Genomic DNA, 19,574 nt, shown 5'->3' with positions numbered 1-19,574 from the left:
TTATTTAGGGTATATATCCGGCGGCGCAAAGCTAATCACTGCCGGTGAGAAAATTGTCTTAGAGTGTACCGCTACTCACGCTATTGCCGCAAAGGTTGCGTCTATGGTTGTGATAGGCCACGGTTTGGTCATGGTTATGTTAACAACGCTACTCGTTGACTTGTGCCACAAGCCATTGCTGGAACTGTTGCATGGCGGGTGATAAGGGTTTGGATTTCAGCCACGTTAGCCAATAGCTACCGACTTCAACGCTGATATCAAAAGGGCTCACTAATATGCCGTTTTGTAGTTCGTGTTCGAACATTTTGGCTGGAGCCAGCGCGACGCCCCCATTCTGAATAGCAGCTTCAACCATCAAGCGTGACGAATCGAAAATAGGCCCGTTAACTCTGATGGGCTCAATATCCGCCGCGAGAAACCAGTTGTTCCACTCTTCGGCTCGATAAGAGCGCATAAGCGTTTCTTTGGCTAAATCTTGAGGCTGCTCTAATCGCTGAGCAACGCTAGGAGTACACAGTACGCTGAGGGGAGCATCAAATAGCCGAACGTTATGGGTCGCGGGCCACATGCCGTTGCCAAAGCGTATGGCAAAATCTAAGCCTTCTCCGGCTAAATTAACCAGATTGTTATTGGTGAGCAGTCTAAGCTCAACAAAGGGATGGTCAGCGTTAAAACTTTGTAAGCGAGGCATCAGCCAGCCCACGGCGAAAGTGCCTACCGCAGCGACGGTTAGCACTTCATGAAAATGACCGCCGTCAAACTGTTTAAGCACCGCCTCAATTTGGCTAAACGCTTCGCTGAGCACCGGCATTAAGACATGAGCTTCATCGGTGAGTTCTAATCCTCGCGGTAGGCGCTTAAATAGCTGCGTCCCTAACCTCGCCTCTAGGGTGCGCACTTGCTGGCTAACGGCGGCTTGAGTCACGCTGAGCTCCAGCCCCGCACGAGTAAAACTAAGGTGGCGGGCTGAGGCTTCAAAGGCGCGCAGCGCGTTAAGCGGGAGATGGGAACGCATGATCATGGCCCTTTAAGAAGCTAGCTATAAGTTTTTCTTTACCCTAAGGGAATTTAATCTCGCTTGTCAATCTACGGGTGATAGCGGATATTCCTGCCGCCACGATGAGTTTGGCGTAGTGGTGCCCTAGGCTCATCGTGTGAATGATTATTTCGCTAAACTTTTTCTTTTGCATGCTGATAGGCGTGCAAGATTCAAAATATCTCCGATTAAAAGGTCATTTGATATGCGTAAAAAAATGCAGAGCACATTGAAGTTGTTATCCGTGATTACCTGTCTGGCTTTAACGGCTCAGGGTGCCATGGCGTCAGAAATGGATCAGGCCAAAATTAAAGACACCGTTGATAGCCTGATCCAGCCGCTGATGCAGAAGAATAATATTCCGGGCATGTCGGTGGCAGTTACGCTGAACGGTAAAAATTATATTTATAACTATGGCTTAGCCTCCAAACAGCCCCAGCAGCCCGTAACGGACAACACGCTATTTGAAGTTGGCTCGCTGAGCAAAACCTTTGCAGCGACGCTGGCGTCTTATGCACAGGTCAGCGGCAAGTTATCGCTGGATAAAAGCATTAGCCATTATGTTCCAGAACTGCGCGGCAGCAGCTTCGATCACATTAGCGTGCTGAATGCGGGAACGCATACCACAGGTTTAGCGCTGTTCATGCCTGAAGAAGTGAAAAACACCGATCAGCTGATGGCTTATCTGAAAGCGTGGAAACCCGCCGATCCTGCGGGGACTCACCGTGTTTATTCCAATATTGGTACCGGCTTGTTGGGCATGATTGCCGCGCAAAGCATGGGAATGACTTACGAAGATGCGATTGAGAAAACGCTCCTTCCGAAGTTGGGCATGACGCACACCTATCTTAATGTTCCAGCAGACCAAGCGGAAAATTATGCTTGGGGCTATAACAAAAAGAATGAGCCGATCCACGTTAATATGGAAGTGTTGGGCAACGAAGCCTATGGCATTAGAACCAATGCGAGTGACCTGATTCGCTATGTGCAAGCCAATATGGGGCAGCTAAAACTTGATGGAAATTCGACGCTGCAAAAAGCGCTCACCGACACGCATATCGGTTACTTCAAGTCAGGCAAAATCACGCAGGATCTGATGTGGGAACAGCTGCCATATCCGGTATCTCTGCCGGATCTGCTCACTGGCAACGATATGGCGATGACAAAAAGCGTTGCTACGCCGATTGTTCCACCGCTGCCACCACAGGAAAATGTATGGATTAACAAAACCGGTTCCACCAATGGTTTTGGTGCCTACATCGCATTTGTTCCGGCTAAAAAGATGGGTATCGTGATGCTGGCGAACAAAAACTACTCTATCGATCAGCGTGTAACGGTGGCGTATAAAATCTTAAGCGAGTTGGAAGGGAAGTAATCAGTTCAGTTATACAGCCCCCTCCCAGCCTCCCCCTTGGCAGGGGGAGGGGCAGACCGAGTACCTAATCAACATCGCTCGTTGGCAGCTCGAATATTTGATGGGGCACCGTTCGGTTCCCTCCCCTGCGAAGGGGAGGGCTAGGGTGGGGTAACTTCTTGAGAAAACCTTATAAAACACCCTGCGCCAGCATGGCATCTGCGACTTTCACAAAGCCTGCAATATTCGCCCCGCGCACATAGTTAGTTTGTTTATCTTCACCGCCGTATTCCACGCAGGCTTGGTGAATATCTAGCATGATGTGATGCAGGCGCAAATCCACTTTTTCAGCCTTCCAACCCATGCGTGCCGCGTTCTGCGCCATTTCTAAACCCGATGTTGCTACGCCACCGGCGTTAGCCGCTTTACCCGGCGCAAATAAGACACCCGCTTCAAGGAAGAGATCCGTGGCTTCAATCGTAGTTGGCATATTTGCGCCTTCGGCCACGGCTTTAACACCATTGGCGATCAACAGACGTGCGGCTGGCGCATCCAGTTCGTTTTGGGTGGCGCAAGGCAGAGCGATATCAACGCTGATGCCCCAAGGCTGCTGGCCTTCAAGATAAGTGAGGCCAAACTCTTTGGCATAGTCGGCAATGCGCCCATCCTGCTGAGATTTAATCTGGCACAGACGCGCCAGTTTTTCCGGCGTAAAGCCAGCTTCATCGACTACGGTGCCGTTAGAGTCTGAAGCGGTGACGACGCGCGCGCCCAGCTCCATTGCTTTCTCGATGGCGTATTGAGCCACGTTCCCCGAGCCTGATACCGCGACCTTCATTCCTTCAAAGCCTAAACCATGGCGTTTTAGCATGGCGTCGGTGAAGTAAACCAGGCCATAGCCCGTCGCTTCAGGGCGGATTAAACTGCCGCCAAACGACAGCCCTTTACCGGTGAATACGCATGCGGTGTTGTTCGACAGCTTTTTCATCATGCCGGCCATAAAGCCCACTTCTCGCCCACCCACGCCGATATCACCCGCCGGAACGTCGGTGTCGGCACCTAAATGACGATACAGTTCAGTCATTAAGGCTTGGCAGAAGCGCATGATTTCGCCGTCGCTTTTTCCTTTCGGATTGAAATCACTCCCGCCTTTACCCCCGCCCATCGGCAGCGTGGTAAGCGCGTTTTTAAACGTTTGCTCAAAGCCAAGGAATTTCAGGATCGACAGATTAACTGAAGGATGGAAGCGCATTCCGCCCTTAAATGGCCCAATGGCCGAGCTAAACTGTACGCGCCATGCGCGGTTGACCTGAACCTGTCCACGATCGTCAACCCATGTGACGCGGAACTGAATGACACGTTCAGGCTCGATCAGGCGTTCTAGCAGGGCGGCGTCACGATAGCGTGGATTTTTCTCTAGAAATGGCCACAGGGTGGTCATTACTTCTCGCACGGCCTGCAAGAATTCGGGTTGGTTGGGATCGCGTTGTTGTACGCTGGCGAGAAAGTTTTCCAGAGACAATAGCTGCTCCATAGTTTGGTACTCCTTATTTCCCGTAGTCCTTCAACTTGGATTATTTAGGGGAAGTGTGGTTGATGTTTTATGCGTTTTTTATGGTTATAAATGCAATTATGTTTTGTGTTTGCGTTTTGACTATATCACTAGGAATAGGTTTTTAATCAAGCGATTTATTATCACGTAGCAAATAAAAACGCCTCCAGATGGAGGCGTTAGGGGAAATGACGAAAAGACGTGTATTTACGCTTTTTGGCTTTCCGGTTGGGTATTCATCATGCGGTTTAGCCATGGCACCATTGCGGCCATAATGATGGCGATAACAAAGGTGGCGATGCCGATTTTGCTGAATACGCCAGTATAAATTGGCAGGGTTTGCAGCGGATCGCTAATACCTTCAGGTACGGCAGTAAAGGTTGCCACATAGCCACCAAGCAGGAAGGCGGCGGCCTGCGTTAAGAACCACATCCCAAGAATGAAGCCCATCAAATACTGAGGCACCAGCGCAGCCACCATGGCTAAGCCTAAGGCGCTAATCATCAGCTCACCCAGACTTTGGAATAGATAAACCAGCACAATAAACCACGGAGACGTCAGACCCTGCGCATCGGCAAACCAGAGCCCAGCCGCTGCGGCAGTTAGGAAGCCCAGCGAGCACAGGAACATACCCAGCGTAAATTTGGCAGGCATGGTCAGGTCTTTGCCTTTAGCGCCGAAACGCGTATAGAGCGATGCCAAAATCGGGCTGGCAACGACCACCCAGAATGGGTTTAGTGCTTGGAAGCTAACTGGGTTAATTGCGATACCCAGGATTTCATGGTGTACGTTGTTAATCGCAAAGAAGTTCAGCGAGGTCGGCATCTGGGCATACAGAATATAAAACAGTACGGCTTCAATCATTAAAACGAAAGCCACGTACATGCGGTTGCGGTCGCTTTTATTCTGCTTAAACGCTTCACGGAAGAAGAAGAAAACCACGATGATCGACAGCACGATCAGCACGATATTGGCAACTTTGACGTTATGCATCAGCCATGCACAAACGTACACCATAACCACGGTGCCGATGAGCACCAGCAGCAGGTTTTTGAAGTTCATTGGTTTGGCATCAGGCTCTGAACCGATGTCACGCACCATGCCACGGCAGCAGAAATAAACCAGCAATGCCACGACTAAGCCAATGCCGCATAAGTTATAGGTCACGGCGTAGCCATATTTGTCGGCAATAATCGGAGCCAGTGACAATGACAGCAGCGAGCCGATATTGATAGACATATAAAACAGGGTAAATGCGCCGTCTAAGCGGGGATCTTTTGGCGGATAGCATTTCGATAGCAGGCTGGCCGGGTTGGCTTTAAACAGGCCGTTACCAACCGCGATAGTCCCGAGGGCGATAAAGATCATATCGGGTTTATGCAGTGACAAACCGGTCATGAAGTAGCCGAGCGCTAAGACAATTGCGCCCAGTACCATGGTTCGTTTGGTGCCAAGCAGGTGGTCGCCGACGTAGCCGCCGATGGAGATCAGTCCATAAACCAAAGCAGCAAATGCGCCGAAGGTGATGAAGGCCTGTTCCTGTGAGAAGCCTAGCTGTTTAACGAAGAAAACAGCCAGAATGCCTTGCACGCCGTAGTAACCAAAGCGTTCCCATAGCTCAACAAAGAAAATCATGAAAAACGGTTTAGGTTGCTGCAATAAACCGACTGGGGCGGGCTTATTCATATTAGTTCGCCTTCGAATATTGATTAATTAAGTGTAGGCATGCGCGGAGCCTGCTGCCGAAGATACATCCCTGATGAAATAGAATTCCGTTTTTATATGTTTTGATGCCGTGTTAATGCCAATTTTTGGTGATGATGTAGATTATTGTATGGACTGATTGCGATCTTAGTGGTTGATCACACTCTTTAAAAGATGATTCGTGGTTTTTTTGTAGAGAATTCAATGACCCCACCTTAAGTTTTTAGCTGAAGCTGAAAGCATAACCCCACTCTAACCCTCCCCTTGGCAGGGGAGGGAACTGTGCTGTGATGCTTGTAGGCATCTCGATCGGCCCCTCCCCCTGTGAAGGGGGAGGCTGGGAGGGGGTTGGTAGGGTAAAAACAAAAACGCCCGCAGAGCGGGCGTTGAAAGCTTAATTGAGCAGAAGAGCGAAAAGGTTAGTCTTCGTCTTCGTCACGTAGTGGAACAATCAACATGTCGATGTGTACGGTGTTGATCAATTGGCGCGCAGAAGACATCAGCTTGCTCCAGAAATCCTGATGATGTCCGCACAGAACCAAATCCATATCGTATTTCTTAATAGCATCAACCAGTACCTGACCCAAATCGCCGCTGCCGCTCAGGGTTTCGGTAATTGGGTAGCCTGCGTTTTGAGAAAGCTCGGTCAAGGCGTGGTGAGTTTCGTCAGAAATACGTTTCTGCATGTCGCCCAGATTCACGTCAATTAGGCCGGTGTACAGGTCAGAATAGTTAACATCCACGTGAATCAGAGAAACTTTAGCGTCATAAGGGCGCGCCATAGATACTGCTTTCTCAACCAAGATGTTACTTTCTGGGGAAAGGTCTACAGCAACCAGAATGTGTTTATAAGCCATAAGTTTACTCCTTCCATAAAGCCGGTTAACGGGGTAGCAGGCATTGGGTGTCGCTACCTAGTTTCGCTTGCATGCCTGCATGTTAGCATTCATTCATACCCATCATACTTCAGGCTGCATTTTTGTTGGCTGTGTTTACTCGTTGCCTCAATGCAACCCGAATCATTTCGGGTATAGATCACGAGGGTGTCGTTTTGCTCACACTCGTCACTCAAATCCTTAACATATTGCTTCTATCTATTGTTTTACTCTTTTGAGCTAAAGCTGAACATGCTTTCGTCACAAAAGACGCGGTTTTACACGTTAAAACTGCGTAAACGGCGAAAAAATCGTCTTATTGGGCACTCTGTAGCGTGCGCTTTAGCCTGTGACTAAAAATAGTAGACCCGTTTTTTATAAGGATAGCGTGGCTGTAAAGCAAGAGCTGTTTATCTTCTGAAGAAAGATTTTCACCTTTTTTTGCTTTTGTTATTCGGTTTATCTCTATTGGGCCGATTTCTTGTAGGGATTAATCGCGAGGTAAAATCATTCGCCAGCGTATTCTGCGCTTTATCGCTTAGCCCGCTAAATTAATTCTGTGATCCCCATACCGTTTTTCCGTTCCTTTCCTAAACTGATTAATGGGCACTGTTGCGGAGCGTGAAGCGTAATTCTGCCGACGTTGATAATAACCATCGTGGTTTAGTCTGATGATGCCTGTTGGACTAAGGTTGTCTGGCGAGAAAATTGAAAGGCACCGTTATCTCATCGCTGATGCTTAGCTAGAGAAGATGCCGGGAGGAGATCATGATTAATACCGTCGCGCTTTTTTGGGCGCTGTTTTTTGTGTGCGTGATTAACATGCTGCGCTATTACTCCTCGTTGCGTGCGTTGCTGGTGGTTCTGCGTGGTTGCGATCCCCTGCTTTATCAATATGTTGATGGCGGTGGTTTCTTTACTTCGCACGGACAGCCGAGCAAACAGGTGCGTTTGGTGCGTTATATTCAGGCTCAGCGCTATCTTGATCACCATGACGATGAGTTTATTCGCCGCTGCGAACGGCTACGCCGACAGTTTATTTTAACCAGCGGGCTATGCGGTTTGGTGGTGGTTAGCCTGTGCGCCATGGTCGTTTGGTATTAGCCAGTGAGGGAAGCATTTGGCACAACGGGATGTTGCCGAAAGGTAAAAGTGAAAAATAATGATTGCAGGCACGATGCACATTGATTAGTTTGAAAAGGTATTCAATTTTAGGAAATCCTAACGTGCAAGCAGTTAACCTCCAACTCAGCCTCCTTCTCCTTATCATCTAGGTGGCCTGCACGCATTCAAATTTCACAAGGCCGCCGGAAGGGCGGCCTTGTTGTTTCTAGCACCCTCCGGCAGCATTTATTCAACACCGGAGCATCAACATGAAGTTCAGCATTTTTTCCTCCTCTCGGAGGTTCGCATGAGTCAGCAGTGGTCATCTCGAATTGGGCATATTTTGGCTGCCGCAGGCTCTGCGATTGGCATTGGTGCTATTTGGAAATTCCCTTATGTGTCTGCCACCAACGGCGGCGGCGCGTTTCTGATCGTATTTTTGGTGTTCAGTTTTACGCTGGGTCTGGCCGTATTCATGGCGGAGACGCTGCTGGGCAGCCATACCCGCGAGGGCGTGGTAAAGGCATTTAAACAGCTGGCAGGACGTCATTGGGGCTGGGTTGGCGTGTTAGGCGTGACGTGCTCATGGTGTATCTTCAGCTTTTATAGCGTGGTCGGCGGTTGGACGGTGGGATACACGTTCATGGCGGCGGCGGGCAAGCTGAATATTACCGACTCAAGCCAGCTGAATTCGCTGTTTACCGATTTCATTAGCAATCCGTTTCTGCCGGTAATCACTCACCTGCTGTTTGCGGCGCTGACCTGCTATGTGGTGTTAGGCGGCGTGCAGCGCGGCGTTGAGAAAGCGGTTAAGATCATGATGCCGCTGCTGTTCTTAATTATGCTGGTGTTGATTGTGGTGGGTATGACGCTGCCGGGATCGAGCGCTGGGCTGAAGCTGTTCTTATACCCTGATTTTAGCCATATGAGCGGAAAAAGTGTTTTGGATGCGCTGGGGCTGGCGTTTTTCTCACTGTCGATTGGCTTAGGTATTCATGTGACCTACGGAGCGTACTTGCCGGATAGCAAAGGCATTGCGCGCTCAAGCGTTTGGGTTGTCACGCTGTCGTGTCTGGTTTGTGTGTTGGCGGGCTTGATGATCTTCCCTGCGTTAAGCTCAGCGGGTCTGGACCCTGCCGCAGGCCCTGGATTGACGTTTATGACCATGCCCGTGTTCTTCGCGCATTTGCCGGGTGGTGCCGTATTGGCCGTCGCCTTCTTCTTACTGTTGCTGGTGGCTGCGCTGTCTTCGTCGATTTCTCTGCTGGAAAATATCGTTGCCTTTACTCAGGGGCGCTGGGGCTGGTCGCGCCGCAATGCGAGCCTGATTATCACCGCGAGTATCATGCTGGCAGGTATTCCTGTGACCTTATCGTTCGGTGAATTAAGCGGCTTTACGCTGGGTGGTAAAACGCTGTTTGACGTGCTGGATTTCTTAACTTCGAATCTGATGATGCCGCTGTTCGGTATTATTATCTGCTTAGTATTTGGCTGGTCGCCGCGTGCCGCAACGCTGATGCCTACGGATATTTCACCTTTCTGGCGTGCCAGTCTGCGTATCACTTGGCGCTACATTGGCCCGCTGTTTATCGGTGTGATTTTGGTGCGAGGGCTGATGTAAGGCTGCGCGGATAACCTTGTTGTTGAGATGAGCCACGACCTAGTTCGTGGCTCATCTTATTTCTCGTTAGTCTCACATGAGTTTGGTCGAAGTTTGTCACCGCTAATTTGAGCATGGCAGACAGGCGTTAATGCGCCGTAATCATTGATACTTCGCCATGAAATTGAGCATGGCTGGCTTTTTTCGCATCCCGTAAAGCGTTGCTGCTCAAAGGGCGCGAGCATGATAACGGCATTATTGGGGCGGTTATTGACCTTTAACTGGCTGAGCGTGATGTAATAGGGCGAAAGATTTCTCACCTGCCATTCTCTGTTTGTTTGTGACCATTCCAGTTTTTGCCAAGCCTCTGCGGCGCCCTTTCTTAGGTTTTCAGGCCGATAAAATAATTTCATGCGGGATTTCACCGCAATCTGTAGGCTGTTTGTGGGCGCTTTTCCTGAGGGGATCGCGGCGATATACAGATGGAATAAGCTTTCACGATCGTTGGGTAAACTGCCACCGGTGCGAACAATGCGGATTTTATTCGCGTCACCTGGAGAGATAGGAAATAACGGCGGCGTTGCGATAAACGGAGCACTGCCGCTCTCTTGGGTAATTTTGGTATTGACTAAATAGGTATCCGAACTGGTGTTTTTAACCTCAAATGAGATGGAGTCCGCCGCCTCTGGGTAGATAAAGCGTGTGCCGCCGATAACCACTCCGGCTTGAATAGCGAAGCTAAACACTAACAACGGAAAGATGCACCAAACAGCGTAAATATTCATTATTGATAGGTCATGGTAAAGATGACGCTAGCGCTTGCCGGACCAGCGGTTATCGGTAGGGTGTAGGCCGAATATTGGGCGTAAAAATCCAGCCTCGCCGTTTCTTGACTCGCAGTGAGGGGATAAATTTTGCTGCTATCGTTGATGGCGATCTGCGTTTTGTTCTTATCCATAAGGGAAATCCCGACCCCCGTAGCGGCGCCAGCAGAGGCATCGAGTTTTAGCAGAGGGCTGTTGGCTGCGGCAGACTCGCCGGTGAATTTCACGGCAACGCCGCTGACATCTGGGCCGCAATCTTTGAGAGCTATATTAAAAAGCACTGGCCGAGGCACGTTTCCCGTCTGGTAAAACTGTTTGGTTGCCACATTGCCCATATCGACGTTGAGCTCGGTGGTATCCACCACACAGGTATTGTTGTGGATATCGCCCATAATATTGATGGTGCCTTTACCGTCATCGGAGGCCAAACAGGTGCCTGAAGCCATCATTAGCGTCAATAAACCATAATGAAACACGCCTGTATTGGATTTCATTATTGGTAGTCCATTGAAAAATATAAAACGGCAGAACCATTCCCCGGCTTAACCGGTATCTGTGTGGCCTGATAACGTAATGAAAATGGCAGCTTATTTTTATCACCCGGATGCAGCGCGTAGCGCGTGCCGTTGACGCTGTTTAGGGCGATAGGCCCGTTGTTATCCAACACCTGCACCACCACGCCGACGGCTAAATCGCCGCTGCCGCTGGTGTCGGTTAGCGCCAGTTGGGTGGGGTCGGAGCCAAACTGGGTGCCGTTAAAGGTGACGCCTGCGGTGCTGATATTGGGCGAGCATTTGTTGAGCTGAATAGTAAATGGCACGGCGGTAGTGACGCTGCCCACGGATTTAAATTCGGCCGATGAAAACGAGCCAATGGTCACCGTTTGGTTTTTGGTATCGGCGCTGATATCGCAGCTTTCCTGTAGCACCGTGCCAGTCATGATCAGGTTAACGTGCCCAAGATCTGCGAAAAGAGGCGCTGAGAATATTGCCAGTAACATAAAAGTGAATTTGTGCATGGTTTATCCTCAGGCAAAATCAACGCGAATATAGGCCTGCGCCTGAAACTGACCGGCAGAAGGCGGATTTCCCGTAGTGCTAACCGGCTGGGCTTTAAACGTTACGTTGGCTTCATATTTATCATCGATATGAAAAGGAATAAGCCCCGTATTGGGTAATACTAGATGGCCATTATCATCGATAATTTCTACGCCAATATCGGGGTTATTGGTTTTAATCGCATCGGGATAATCGGAGGATATTTCACTTTGGAAGCGAATAGTTAAATTGGTGTAGGCATTAATATTATTGCACTTCATTGAGGCTTTAATATTTTTGGCTACATAGCCATCGGGTTTTTGGCCTTTGGTGGTGAAATCACCAGACCATATTTTGCCAAAATCAACGGTGATAATTTGCCCTGCGTTAATTTCGCAGTTTTGCGGTACGGTCACTTGTCCATTTACCCAAACGGAGGATAACGGGGTACCACCATAACTTCCTGGTATGACACTGCCATAAATATCGATAACTCTAACATTCTCAATATAGGTTGTGCCAACGAATGGCTTGGTGATATAAAGCCATAACAATCCCTTACTACCAGACGAAAATTGAGAGTTGGCACTTGCTCCGCACACGTAATCTACGCGTACAGATTTCTCTGTAGATGATTCGTTATTGATATCATGAAATGGAGTAGCTACATATTGCTTTAGCATCCCACCAATCCAAACTAATGTAGATGCTTCTAAATAGTCATTAATTTTATAAAACTGTAATGTTCCATCTGTGTGACCTATTGAAAGAGTGCTAGATGCTTTATAATATATATCTAAGTTAACACCTGCTTTTTTTTCTTCTGCAGGGTCGCAATCGCAAGTCGCAGTATATACGCCTCCAAGGTTCCAATTATAAGCACGGGGGAATAGATAACCTGGTTGATTACCTTTAGGATCAACAACGGTGAGCATGCCGAAATTGTCGTAGTAATTATAAGTGCCATTATCGGCGGAGCAAGCTCCGGTATAGGCTTTTGCCACCTGCGTTGTGCCAATAACTAAAAATAGCCCCAGTATTATTTTTTTAAATATCGAAAGATTAAAAATAGAGAACGTTTTCATTATTGGCATTCCGCTTTGAACTGGGTAAGAGGTTTATTCATTTCACTTTCTGGCAGTTGATAATGTACTTTGCATTGTTGATCGGCATCGTCGCCCCATTGCACCTGCAAATCACCGCTTAATGGCATGCTGAGCATATAGGCTTGGCCGTCGTCGCCGACGATGGTGCCATTTTCGCTATCGCTGCGGCTAACGGTGGCACCAAACGGCACCGGCTTGTGGTGATAGAGCAAGATAACCAGTGCGCGTAGGCCGGTGTGGGCTTTGAAATCGGCCACCACCAGCGCCCCTTCGCTAGGCACTACATTCACTACCGCGTTGTCGAGATCGACTTTGTCGCCCAGCGTATTGGTATCTAGCGCAATGCGGTTTTGGCGGTAGGTGGTGGCGTAAGGCACTACGGCATAGCCGCGCCAGTCGGTTTTTACGCCGGTGCTGTTTTCTACGTCTACGTTTGCCGCGCCCGGCGCTTTGATCAGCACGTTAGTGCTGCTGAGTGGCTGGCTGAGGGTAATGCCGTTGGCATGCGCTACCATGCCGCCACTTATGCCATAGTCCACTTGCTGATAGCCGCTGCTATAGTTGTAGCCAATATTGCTGTTGCCGTAGGTGCCTTGGTAGTTCAGTGAGGCGTTGCCGTTGGTGCCGTCGCCTTTATTGGCGTAGCCCTGCTGTACGGTGTAGCTGAGGTTATTGTCTTTCAGCAGCGTGCCGCTGAGCCCCGCCATTTGCTGCATCTTGCCGTGGTTATCGGTGCTGTTGTTGTAGGTGGCATAGGCGTTGTTTGGTGAGCTGTACACATCGCTGTTGTCAGCGCCACCCGGTGAAAGCCATTTTCCGATTGGCACGGAGAAATTAATGGCAACCTGCTGATCCGCTTCTGGCTGACCCTGCGATTTGTTGTAGTTCCACGAAATGCTGTAATTAACATCGTGATAGTTACCGCTGTAGCCCAACTGAACAACGCTGTCAGTTTCGTCGGTGTTCCAATAGCTTTGCTGGCTGCCCGTGACGTAAATTGAACCGTTGCTCCCCACTTGTTGGGAAATATTGACCTGTATTTTCCCGCGTTTGTTGTAATAAAGATCGTAATAATCTGTCCAATCAGGTTCTTCGTCCTGCTCGTCATCTTGAGTATTATCAGTGTTGTAGCCGCTCATGTGGGAATAGGTGGTTTCATCCAGCGTATAAAAGCCTTCTGTTGAGTAGCGATAGCCCATGAGCTGGAAGTTAGTGCCGGTTGAGTTTAATGATTTGGCGTAGAGAAAACGCAGCGACTGTCCTGTGTGTTGGCTGTCATCTGCCAGCGTGCTGCTGGCTTGGGTGATGTCGACGGACAGCGCTCCAACATCACCCAGATTTACCCCCATTCCTAATGCTTCAGACTGGTAGTTATCCGAGTGTTGCACTCCGCCGTAGGCGGTGATCCCGTACGGTAACCCCCAGATTATCGTTGCCTGAGCAAACTCATTTTCGTCCTGATCTTGGTTGTTGGAATGGTATTGGCCACCGGTAACGGCGTATTTCACTCGACCTTCGCGCTGCAACAGCGGCACGGCGGAGTAGGGTACGGAATAGGTGCTTTTGCTGCCGTCCGCCTCTTCAATTTCAACGTCCATATCACCGCTGGATGACGTGGGATAGAGGTCGTTAATTTCAAACGCACCGGCCGAAACATAAGTTTGATAAATAACATAGCCGTTTTGCTTTACCGTAACTTTGGCGTGGCTTTTAGCAATGCCGCGCACGGTTGGGGCAAAACCACGCAGGCTATCTGGCAGCATATTATCGTCGGAGGCGATTTGTATGCCGCGAAAACCCAGGCTGTCGAATACGTCTGATGGTGTATAGCTGTCGCCGAGTGTCAGTTCGCCTTTGAGCGGAATGATGCTGCGCTGCACATAGGTGCTGATATGTTGCCAGTCATGGCTGCTGTCGCTAGAACCACCGCCGTTATAGGTGCCGCTTGAGTAGTCATGCACCCGCCACGCGCCTACGTTGAGATTGCTTTGTAGATTGAGATAATAATTATTACTGACGTTATCGCCCCAGCTATTGCTGCCGGTAAAGTTGTAGTTAAACATTAGGGCGTTGATGCCATCATCCCACTGTTCAGGGGGAATATAGCCACGTGCGTTCTGCGTTAATGCAGCCTGCGGTAGGGAAATGTCTAGGCGTAACTGTTTGATGTTAAAGTCGGCGCGCGCACCGGGAAAACTATCCGTTAAAGAAACACAGGCATCGGCGGGCAGTTTCTCCAGATCGGGAACGGCTTTTAGATTTACGCCCATGTCCCCTAAACGTTTGCTGGTTAGGCAGGGGATAATCTTACTTTTGTCGCTTGTCGATGCGACAAAATTGATGTTCTCCGTTGAGATAAGTACATCGTTAAGGTAAAGATCAACGAGGTATTTTCCCGGCGCTTGGCTACTGTTTTTTTCAAAGCGAGATAGATCTGCCACGGCCGATGGGTCGTTAGATAAAAATGCAGGGTTATAGTAATTATCCGCCATGGCAAAGCAGGGAAACAGCGCCAATGGCAAAACACCAACTGCCTGCGCAACAGCACAGGCAACACCGTGCAGAGAAGAGTCCATTCTCCGTGGCATGAATTACTCCATCACACTTTTTTGTGTGGCGGAGTTTGCACCAAAATCACTGACCGTTTGGAAAGTGATTTCCCCCTGTGCATTGTCAGGAAGGGTTAACGTGGTGCTTTCCATTGGCGACACCATCGTATTCGGGATCTTTTGACTTCCCGCTTTGAACTGCACCAGCGTGACATAATAAGGTGTTGGATTTTTGATGATGAGCTGGCTACCGCTACGATGGAAACGTAGTTGAGCCGGAGCATCCACGGATTTCATCGGTAGATTTTTTGGCCGCATAAACAGCTTGATTCTGTTGAGGACGGCTATCTGTAACGTATTGCTATCTTTAATGGGCGACTTTGCTGCCGGTATGGCTTTCACGTTCAGCCAGTAGACGGTCTCACGATCGTTTGGCAATGTTTTACTGCCAATATATGCAATACGCAGCGTATTTTCACTTTCTGGATCGATGGCGAATAACGGCGGAGTGATGACAAAATCACTGGTTTTGACTTCTTTGCTATCTTCGACCCATGTTTGAATTAAAAAAGTACCCTTCTCATCTGAGTTTGTGATGGGCATTGACGCTTGATTGTTGCCTATTGGGTAAATCAGACGAGTTCCCCCCAGCGCAACACCACCGGCGGAGGCGTTTTGACTGGTAATAAAAGGGAGTAATAAGAGCGAAGTGAGCAAGAGTTTTTTTGTGGAATTAAACACGTTAGCCTCAGCGTTATTTATTCATATCAGTGGGTTAAAAGTGGCAGAGGGAAAGTGCTCGCCGCTGTTGCATGCCTATTCACCTGCGCATACGCTCTATTGATAAAGCACGATGAAATTTGCGGTAACACTCGCGTCGCCAGCGACTGGGAGTTGCTCTGTCGCGCGATATTTAGCGATGAAGTGCAAGACGTTAGTGCCGTCTATCAATGTTTTATAAGCGCGTGGCGCACTGTTCGGGACAATTAGATTGCTTTGTTCATCATAGATGCCTAGCCCGACACCTATTGCGGAACCGGGCCCGTTCGCGACGGCGAAGACGAGGGGATCGTGAATATCGGATGGCCCTTGAAAAGCGACCCCTGCGGATTGGCTCACTGAGATATCACAATCGGTGAGCGTAATCGTGAAACCAACAGGATCGACCCAACTGCCGACGCCCGTGAAGGCATCACGCCTGATCTGACCCATCGACACTTCTTGTTCGATGCTGTTGGTGTCTACCGCACAACCCGCGTTCACCACGGTTCCTTTAAAATGCACGCTGCCGCCGTCAACCTTAGCCATGCTTTGAGACAATGCAATCGAGGACGTGAGCAACAGACATGCACCTGAAACCCACGCTGCCGGCTTGAAAGCAAAATGATTCATCGGCGGTATTCCATTCCGAAATCGGGTTATAGCGCGCCATCCTTGGCGCATTGCTCATCCTTGAAGGCTTAAACGTGATGAATTAGGAATAGGTCACGTTAAAAGTTGCAGTAGCTTCAACATCGCCTGAAGTGACGGTTGTTTTCGTTGAGATGTAGTCAGCGGTGAAGGACAGGGTATTCTCACCGTTAATTAATGCTACGGTTGCTGATGCAGTGCCTAAGCCAAGAGCCGCACCTTCAGCATCATAAATCTGAATGCCTACGCCCGATGCTGAACCTGGACCACCGGCGTTTTCTAACGCTGATGGGTAATCTGCTGAGGCTGTTCCGTTAAAAGTCAGGGAGGCATTGCTAGCCACGGTGCTATCGCAATCTTTCAGAGAAATGGAGAAAGGGACTTTCTGGTTAGCGGCGGTGCCGATGGTAACGGAACCTGCAGTGCCAAAGCGGGCGGTACGTACCTGACCCATTGTAACGGTTTGCTCAATGGAGTTGTCATCAACGGCACAGGCGGCGTCAATAACCGTACCTTTGAAATGCACGGTTCCGCCGGTGACTGATGTTGTCGCTGCCATTGCGGAGCCAGACAAGATGATAAAAGAAGCAGCAAAAAGGGCGGATAATTTGAATGGAGTGGTCATAAATAAATAGTCCTTTAGGTAATATGTTATTACGTTGGTGTTCTTCCATATAGGCAGACATAGATCTAGATTCTAATAATACCGAATCTAAAATTAGTCTGTTCTTGGTCTAAAAATTATCGCGCTGAATTTATGATATATACACAAATAAAAGTATCCAATACTGGTTAGTTTTGTTTCTTGGTATCGTATGTCATTATATTAAATTATTAAGCTTTAATTGGTGATAATTATGAAAGGCCTAGATGATGAGCCTTTTCTCTATGGTTACCCCATTCAGTTGAAAAAGCCTGTAGATGATATAGAACGATTAATAACGTGTTTGCAACCCATATCTTTAGCACTTGCTTTGCATAAAGGTGAATCAATTAAATTGATTACCTCCCTAGATGAAAAGCAGGGTGAAAAAGAATGTGCTGTTATTTTATTAGTCAAAGGAGAGATCAATTTATGGAGTGTTGTTACGGATAGGCGGCTTGTGGCTACTGCTCAGGCTCCTGCGGTGTTTGGTTTGATGGGATCATCGTTTCGAAATGACACCTACAAACTTATTCCTAAATCGGGTTGTGAACTCTATTGCCTTTCACGTGATATCGCGATTGACAGGATTGCGAAGCAAGGACTGATTAGGGAGGTTTTAAATTATTATTCCTACATGAGTGACTACCAAGCTCGTACTAGTAATTTACTGATCAACAGAACAACATATGAAATAGTCTGTGCGCTGTTGCAGGAAATTAATATAATTCCATATGAGAAAAGAATAAAAATTAGCGTTATAAATTACATTCTTGTTCGTAGCAAATTGGCTAGGAGTGGAGTGGCAAAAATATTGTCTGATCTTCGCTTTGGTGGGTATATTGAAATTCAATATGGGAAGCTTAAAGGAATATTGAAACCGTTTCCCTGTGTGTATTAATATTGACGAATAATCGGCACATAAATAATGTGTTGATTAGAAAATGCCATTTTAAAAGTCACGATGACTATAACCATGACTCATAGTAAAAAACCTTGCTGGATATGAGTCCATATAGCCTTTTCGATGCATTATTAAATGTTAAGCTCAAAAAAAACACCGAAGGTTTTATCCTACGGTGTTTTTGTTCTCTCTGACCTAACTATCCGAGTTGCAATTTGCTTTTAGGATAGTTGGCATTAGTTGATCGCTTAGATCACGAAGGTCAGCGCCAGCCAGTACAAACCACCAGAAAGCACAATCGCGACTGGTAAGGTCAGAACCCATGCCAGCAGAATGCTTTTGATCGTTTTACTCTGTACACCGCCGCCGTCCACAATCATGGTACCTGCAACCGCAGACGAAAGTACCTGAGTGGTGGAAACCGGCATACCTGTGTAGCTTGCCACGCCGATGGAGATGGCGGCAGTCATCTGCGCAGAAACGCCTTGCGCATAGGTCATGCCTTTCTTACCAATCTTTTCACCGATGGTGGTCGCTACGCGACGCCAGCCAACCATGGTACCCAGAGACAGCGCCAGAGCGACTGCAACGATAATCCACATCGGTGCGTACTCAACGGTCTCCAGCAGGTCTTTGCGCAGGTCGTTTAGGAAGCGCTTATCCTGAGCATCGGTCTCTGGCAGTTTGGCAACTTTACCCGCTGTGTCAGCAACACACATCAGTAAACGACGCATCTGATTACGTTGATCAACGGTCAGCTCATCGTAGCGTTGCAGGTTGTTCAGCAAGGCTTTGCTGTGGTCGATAGCAATCAGTGCGCGTGAAGAATCACAATGGAAATCATTGTTGCCGGTGCTTGGCGCAACGGGCTGGTGTTCTTCAATGCCAACGATATGCGGCAGTGCTTCCTGATGCTTCTGATAATACTGTTCCAGATGCGTGATGGCATCGCGGGTACGAGTGATGTCATAGCCAGTGGCGTCCATGTTAACCACAAAGCCGGCCGGAGCCACGCCAATCAATACCAGCATCAACAGACCAATGCCTTTCTGACCATCGTTAGCGCCGTGAGAGAAACTCACGCCGATAGCAGACAGAATCAAGGCAATACGCGTCCAGAACGGTGGCTTACGTTTGCCATCAATCTTTTCACGCTCAGCAGGCGTCATATGCATACGGCGGCGCTTTTTCGTGCCGCTCCAGTAACGACGCAGTACAAATACCATCAGCCCGGCCAAAACCAGACCAATGAGTGGGGAGAGAATCAACGATAGGAAGATTTCCAGCATCTTCGGAATGTTGAGCGCATCCACCACGGAAGTGTCGGATATCAGTGCGTTTGTCAGTGCAATACCGATAATCGCGCCGATTAGCGTGTGAGAACTGGAGGCCGGCAGACCAAAATACCAGGTGCCGAGGTTCCAGATAATCGCAGCTAGAAGCAGAGAGAACATCATTGCCAGACCGTGAGTCGAGCCCACGTTCAACAGCAAATCTGTTGGGAGGAGGTGCACAATTGCGTAGGCGACGCTGAGGCCACCCAACATCACACCTAAGAAGTTGAAAACACCCGCCATAACGACCGCGATCTGCGAGCGTAGTGCACGAGTATAGATAACTGTTGCGACTGCGTTTGCTGTGTCGTGGAAACCATTGATGGCTTCATAAAACAAAACAAACATCAGTGCGAGGACTAACATAAGGCCAGTGTGAAAATCCAGCCCTGCAAATAGATGTAGCATAAGCGTTACGCCAGTTAGTGGTCATGAACGCGGCGCATTATCTGCGAGAACGCGTGCTGGGGAAAAGCAAAATATGACGTTTTTTTGATTTGTTTACATTGGTTATCAATACATATCTCGGATTAGTCCTATCA

At 48.6% G+C, this 19,574-nt stretch carries 17 protein-coding genes; 4 read left to right on the top strand and 13 right to left on the bottom strand.

Annotation, left to right across the window (positions count from 1 at the left end; translation table 11 throughout):
• Positions 1-148: 148 nt before the first annotated feature.
• The gene (locus CPY98_RS19750) at positions 149-1,015 is read right to left on the bottom strand and encodes a LysR family transcriptional regulator (RefSeq protein ID WP_096388786.1); all 867 of its coding nucleotides are present in this window, start codon (positions 1,013-1,015) and stop codon (positions 149-151) included.
• Positions 1,016-1,241: 226 nt separating this feature from the next.
• Between CPY98_RS19750 and ampC the strand changes: the two genes are divergently transcribed.
• Positions 1,242-2,411, top strand: coding sequence for a class C beta-lactamase (gene ampC, locus CPY98_RS19745; protein ID WP_043489629.1), 1,170 nt, complete (start codon positions 1,242-1,244; stop codon positions 2,409-2,411).
• A 169-nt stretch (positions 2,412-2,580) separates the two neighbouring features.
• Here the strand turns inward: ampC and gdhA are convergent, their stop codons facing one another.
• The 3 genes from gdhA to uspA all read right to left on the bottom strand — a co-directional run bounded on the left by gdhA (position 2,581) and on the right by uspA (position 6,503).
• Entirely contained in the window at positions 2,581-3,924 is a 1,344-nt protein-coding gene (gdhA, locus tag CPY98_RS19740; protein ID WP_043489626.1) for an NADP-specific glutamate dehydrogenase, read from the bottom strand.
• A 225-nt stretch (positions 3,925-4,149) separates the two neighbouring features.
• On the bottom strand, positions 4,150-5,628 hold the full coding sequence (gene dtpB / locus CPY98_RS19735; RefSeq protein ID WP_096388647.1) for a dipeptide/tripeptide permease DtpB: 1,479 nt from the start codon (positions 5,626-5,628) through the stop codon (positions 4,150-4,152).
• Between the two features lie 437 nt (positions 5,629-6,065).
• Positions 6,066-6,503 carry a universal stress protein UspA gene (uspA, locus tag CPY98_RS19730; protein WP_008815546.1) on the bottom strand — a complete coding sequence of 146 codons (438 nt, stop codon included), beginning with the start codon at positions 6,501-6,503 and terminating at the stop codon, positions 6,066-6,068.
• Positions 6,504-7,289: 786 nt separating this feature from the next.
• Between uspA and uspB the strand changes: the two genes are divergently transcribed.
• Together uspB and CPY98_RS19720 are read left to right on the top strand one after the other, a co-directional pair.
• Complete coding sequence (uspB, locus tag CPY98_RS19725; protein ID WP_043489625.1) at positions 7,290-7,625, top strand: universal stress protein UspB; 336 nt, start codon at positions 7,290-7,292, stop codon at positions 7,623-7,625.
• 307 nt (positions 7,626-7,932) lie between these two features.
• Positions 7,933-9,246 carry a sodium-dependent transporter gene (locus tag CPY98_RS19720; RefSeq protein WP_043489623.1) on the top strand — a complete coding sequence of 438 codons (1,314 nt, stop codon included), beginning with the start codon at positions 7,933-7,935 and terminating at the stop codon, positions 9,244-9,246.
• Between the two features lie 56 nt (positions 9,247-9,302).
• Here CPY98_RS19720 and CPY98_RS19715 read toward each other — a convergent pair whose 3' ends face one another.
• From CPY98_RS19715 to CPY98_RS19680, 8 genes are all read right to left on the bottom strand, one after another.
• Positions 9,303-10,010: a molecular chaperone gene (locus CPY98_RS19715; RefSeq protein ID WP_096388646.1), complete on the bottom strand. Its 708-nt coding sequence runs from the start codon at positions 10,008-10,010 to the stop codon at positions 9,303-9,305.
• The gene (locus tag CPY98_RS19710; RefSeq protein WP_051874043.1) at positions 10,010-10,543 is read right to left on the bottom strand and encodes a fimbrial protein; all 534 of its coding nucleotides are present in this window, start codon (positions 10,541-10,543) and stop codon (positions 10,010-10,012) included. Before CPY98_RS19710 ends, CPY98_RS19715 begins: the two co-directional genes overlap by 1 nt.
• On the bottom strand, positions 10,543-11,067 hold the full coding sequence (locus tag CPY98_RS19705; RefSeq protein ID WP_043489622.1) for a fimbrial protein: 525 nt from the start codon (positions 11,065-11,067) through the stop codon (positions 10,543-10,545). The genes CPY98_RS19710 and CPY98_RS19705 overlap by 1 nt, the downstream gene beginning before the upstream one ends.
• Before the next feature lie 9 nt (positions 11,068-11,076).
• Entirely contained in the window at positions 11,077-12,171 is a 1,095-nt protein-coding gene (locus CPY98_RS19700) for a fimbrial protein (protein WP_157743857.1), read from the bottom strand.
• The gene (locus tag CPY98_RS19695; RefSeq protein ID WP_096388644.1) at positions 12,171-14,780 is read right to left on the bottom strand and encodes a fimbrial biogenesis usher protein; all 2,610 of its coding nucleotides are present in this window, start codon (positions 14,778-14,780) and stop codon (positions 12,171-12,173) included. Before CPY98_RS19695 ends, CPY98_RS19700 begins: the two co-directional genes overlap by 1 nt.
• A 3-nt stretch (positions 14,781-14,783) precedes the next feature.
• A complete protein-coding gene (locus CPY98_RS19690; RefSeq protein WP_046448858.1) occupies positions 14,784-15,482 on the bottom strand; it encodes a fimbria/pilus periplasmic chaperone in 699 nt (232 codons plus the stop codon).
• A 96-nt stretch (positions 15,483-15,578) separates the two neighbouring features.
• Complete coding sequence (locus CPY98_RS19685) at positions 15,579-16,049, bottom strand: fimbrial protein (RefSeq protein WP_051874045.1); 471 nt, start codon at positions 16,047-16,049, stop codon at positions 15,579-15,581.
• 166 nt (positions 16,050-16,215) lie between these two features.
• Complete coding sequence (locus tag CPY98_RS19680; RefSeq protein WP_043489612.1) at positions 16,216-16,776, bottom strand: fimbrial protein; 561 nt, start codon at positions 16,774-16,776, stop codon at positions 16,216-16,218.
• A 232-nt stretch (positions 16,777-17,008) separates the two neighbouring features.
• Here CPY98_RS19680 and CPY98_RS19675 point away from each other — a divergent pair, with 232 nt between their 5' ends.
• On the top strand, positions 17,009-17,695 hold the full coding sequence (locus tag CPY98_RS19675; RefSeq protein WP_046448857.1) for a helix-turn-helix domain-containing protein: 687 nt from the start codon (positions 17,009-17,011) through the stop codon (positions 17,693-17,695).
• Between the two features lie 251 nt (positions 17,696-17,946).
• Here the strand turns inward: CPY98_RS19675 and pitA are convergent, their stop codons facing one another.
• Positions 17,947-19,440 (bottom strand): inorganic phosphate transporter PitA, encoded by a 1,494-nt coding sequence (gene pitA / locus CPY98_RS19670; RefSeq protein ID WP_025799474.1) that lies wholly within the window; start codon positions 19,438-19,440, stop codon positions 17,947-17,949.
• Positions 19,441-19,574 lie beyond the last annotated feature (134 nt).

It is taken from the genome of Hafnia sp. CBA7124 (genome assembly GCF_002355555.1).
Lineage (GTDB): Bacteria > Pseudomonadota > Gammaproteobacteria > Enterobacterales > Enterobacteriaceae > Hafnia > Hafnia alvei.
The sequence above is the reverse complement of the archived record's forward strand: the minus strand, read 5'-3'. Positions and strand labels throughout refer to the sequence as shown.

Coding starts and splice junctions, on each gene's coding strand:
- CPY98_RS19675 (WP_046448857.1), top strand. CDS start 17,009: ATGAAAGGCCTAGATGATGAGCCTTTTCTCTATGGTTACCCCATTCAG.
- dtpB (WP_096388647.1), bottom strand. CDS start 5,628: ATGAATAAGCCCGCCCCAGTCGGTTTATTGCAGCAACCTAAACCGTTT.
- ampC (WP_043489629.1), top strand. CDS start 1,242: ATGCGTAAAAAAATGCAGAGCACATTGAAGTTGTTATCCGTGATTACC.
- CPY98_RS19685 (WP_051874045.1), bottom strand. CDS start 16,049: ATGGCTAAGGTTGACGGCGGCAGCGTGCATTTTAAAGGAACCGTGGTG.
- CPY98_RS19710 (WP_051874043.1), bottom strand. CDS start 10,543: ATGAAATCCAATACAGGCGTGTTTCATTATGGTTTATTGACGCTAATG.
- pitA (WP_025799474.1), bottom strand. CDS start 19,440: ATGCTACATCTATTTGCAGGGCTGGATTTTCACACTGGCCTTATGTTA.
- uspA (WP_008815546.1), bottom strand. CDS start 6,503: ATGGCTTATAAACACATTCTGGTTGCTGTAGACCTTTCCCCAGAAAGT.
- uspB (WP_043489625.1), top strand. CDS start 7,290: ATGATTAATACCGTCGCGCTTTTTTGGGCGCTGTTTTTTGTGTGCGTG.
- CPY98_RS19680 (WP_043489612.1), bottom strand. CDS start 16,776: ATGACCACTCCATTCAAATTATCCGCCCTTTTTGCTGCTTCTTTTATC.
- CPY98_RS19700 (WP_157743857.1), bottom strand. CDS start 12,171: ATGAAAACGTTCTCTATTTTTAATCTTTCGATATTTAAAAAAATAATA.
- CPY98_RS19750 (WP_096388786.1), bottom strand. CDS start 1,015: ATGCGTTCCCATCTCCCGCTTAACGCGCTGCGCGCCTTTGAAGCCTCA.
- CPY98_RS19720 (WP_043489623.1), top strand. CDS start 7,933: ATGAGTCAGCAGTGGTCATCTCGAATTGGGCATATTTTGGCTGCCGCA.
- gdhA (WP_043489626.1), bottom strand. CDS start 3,924: ATGGAGCAGCTATTGTCTCTGGAAAACTTTCTCGCCAGCGTACAACAA.
- CPY98_RS19715 (WP_096388646.1), bottom strand. CDS start 10,010: ATGAATATTTACGCTGTTTGGTGCATCTTTCCGTTGTTAGTGTTTAGC.
- CPY98_RS19705 (WP_043489622.1), bottom strand. CDS start 11,067: ATGCACAAATTCACTTTTATGTTACTGGCAATATTCTCAGCGCCTCTT.
- CPY98_RS19695 (WP_096388644.1), bottom strand. CDS start 14,780: ATGCCACGGAGAATGGACTCTTCTCTGCACGGTGTTGCCTGTGCTGTT.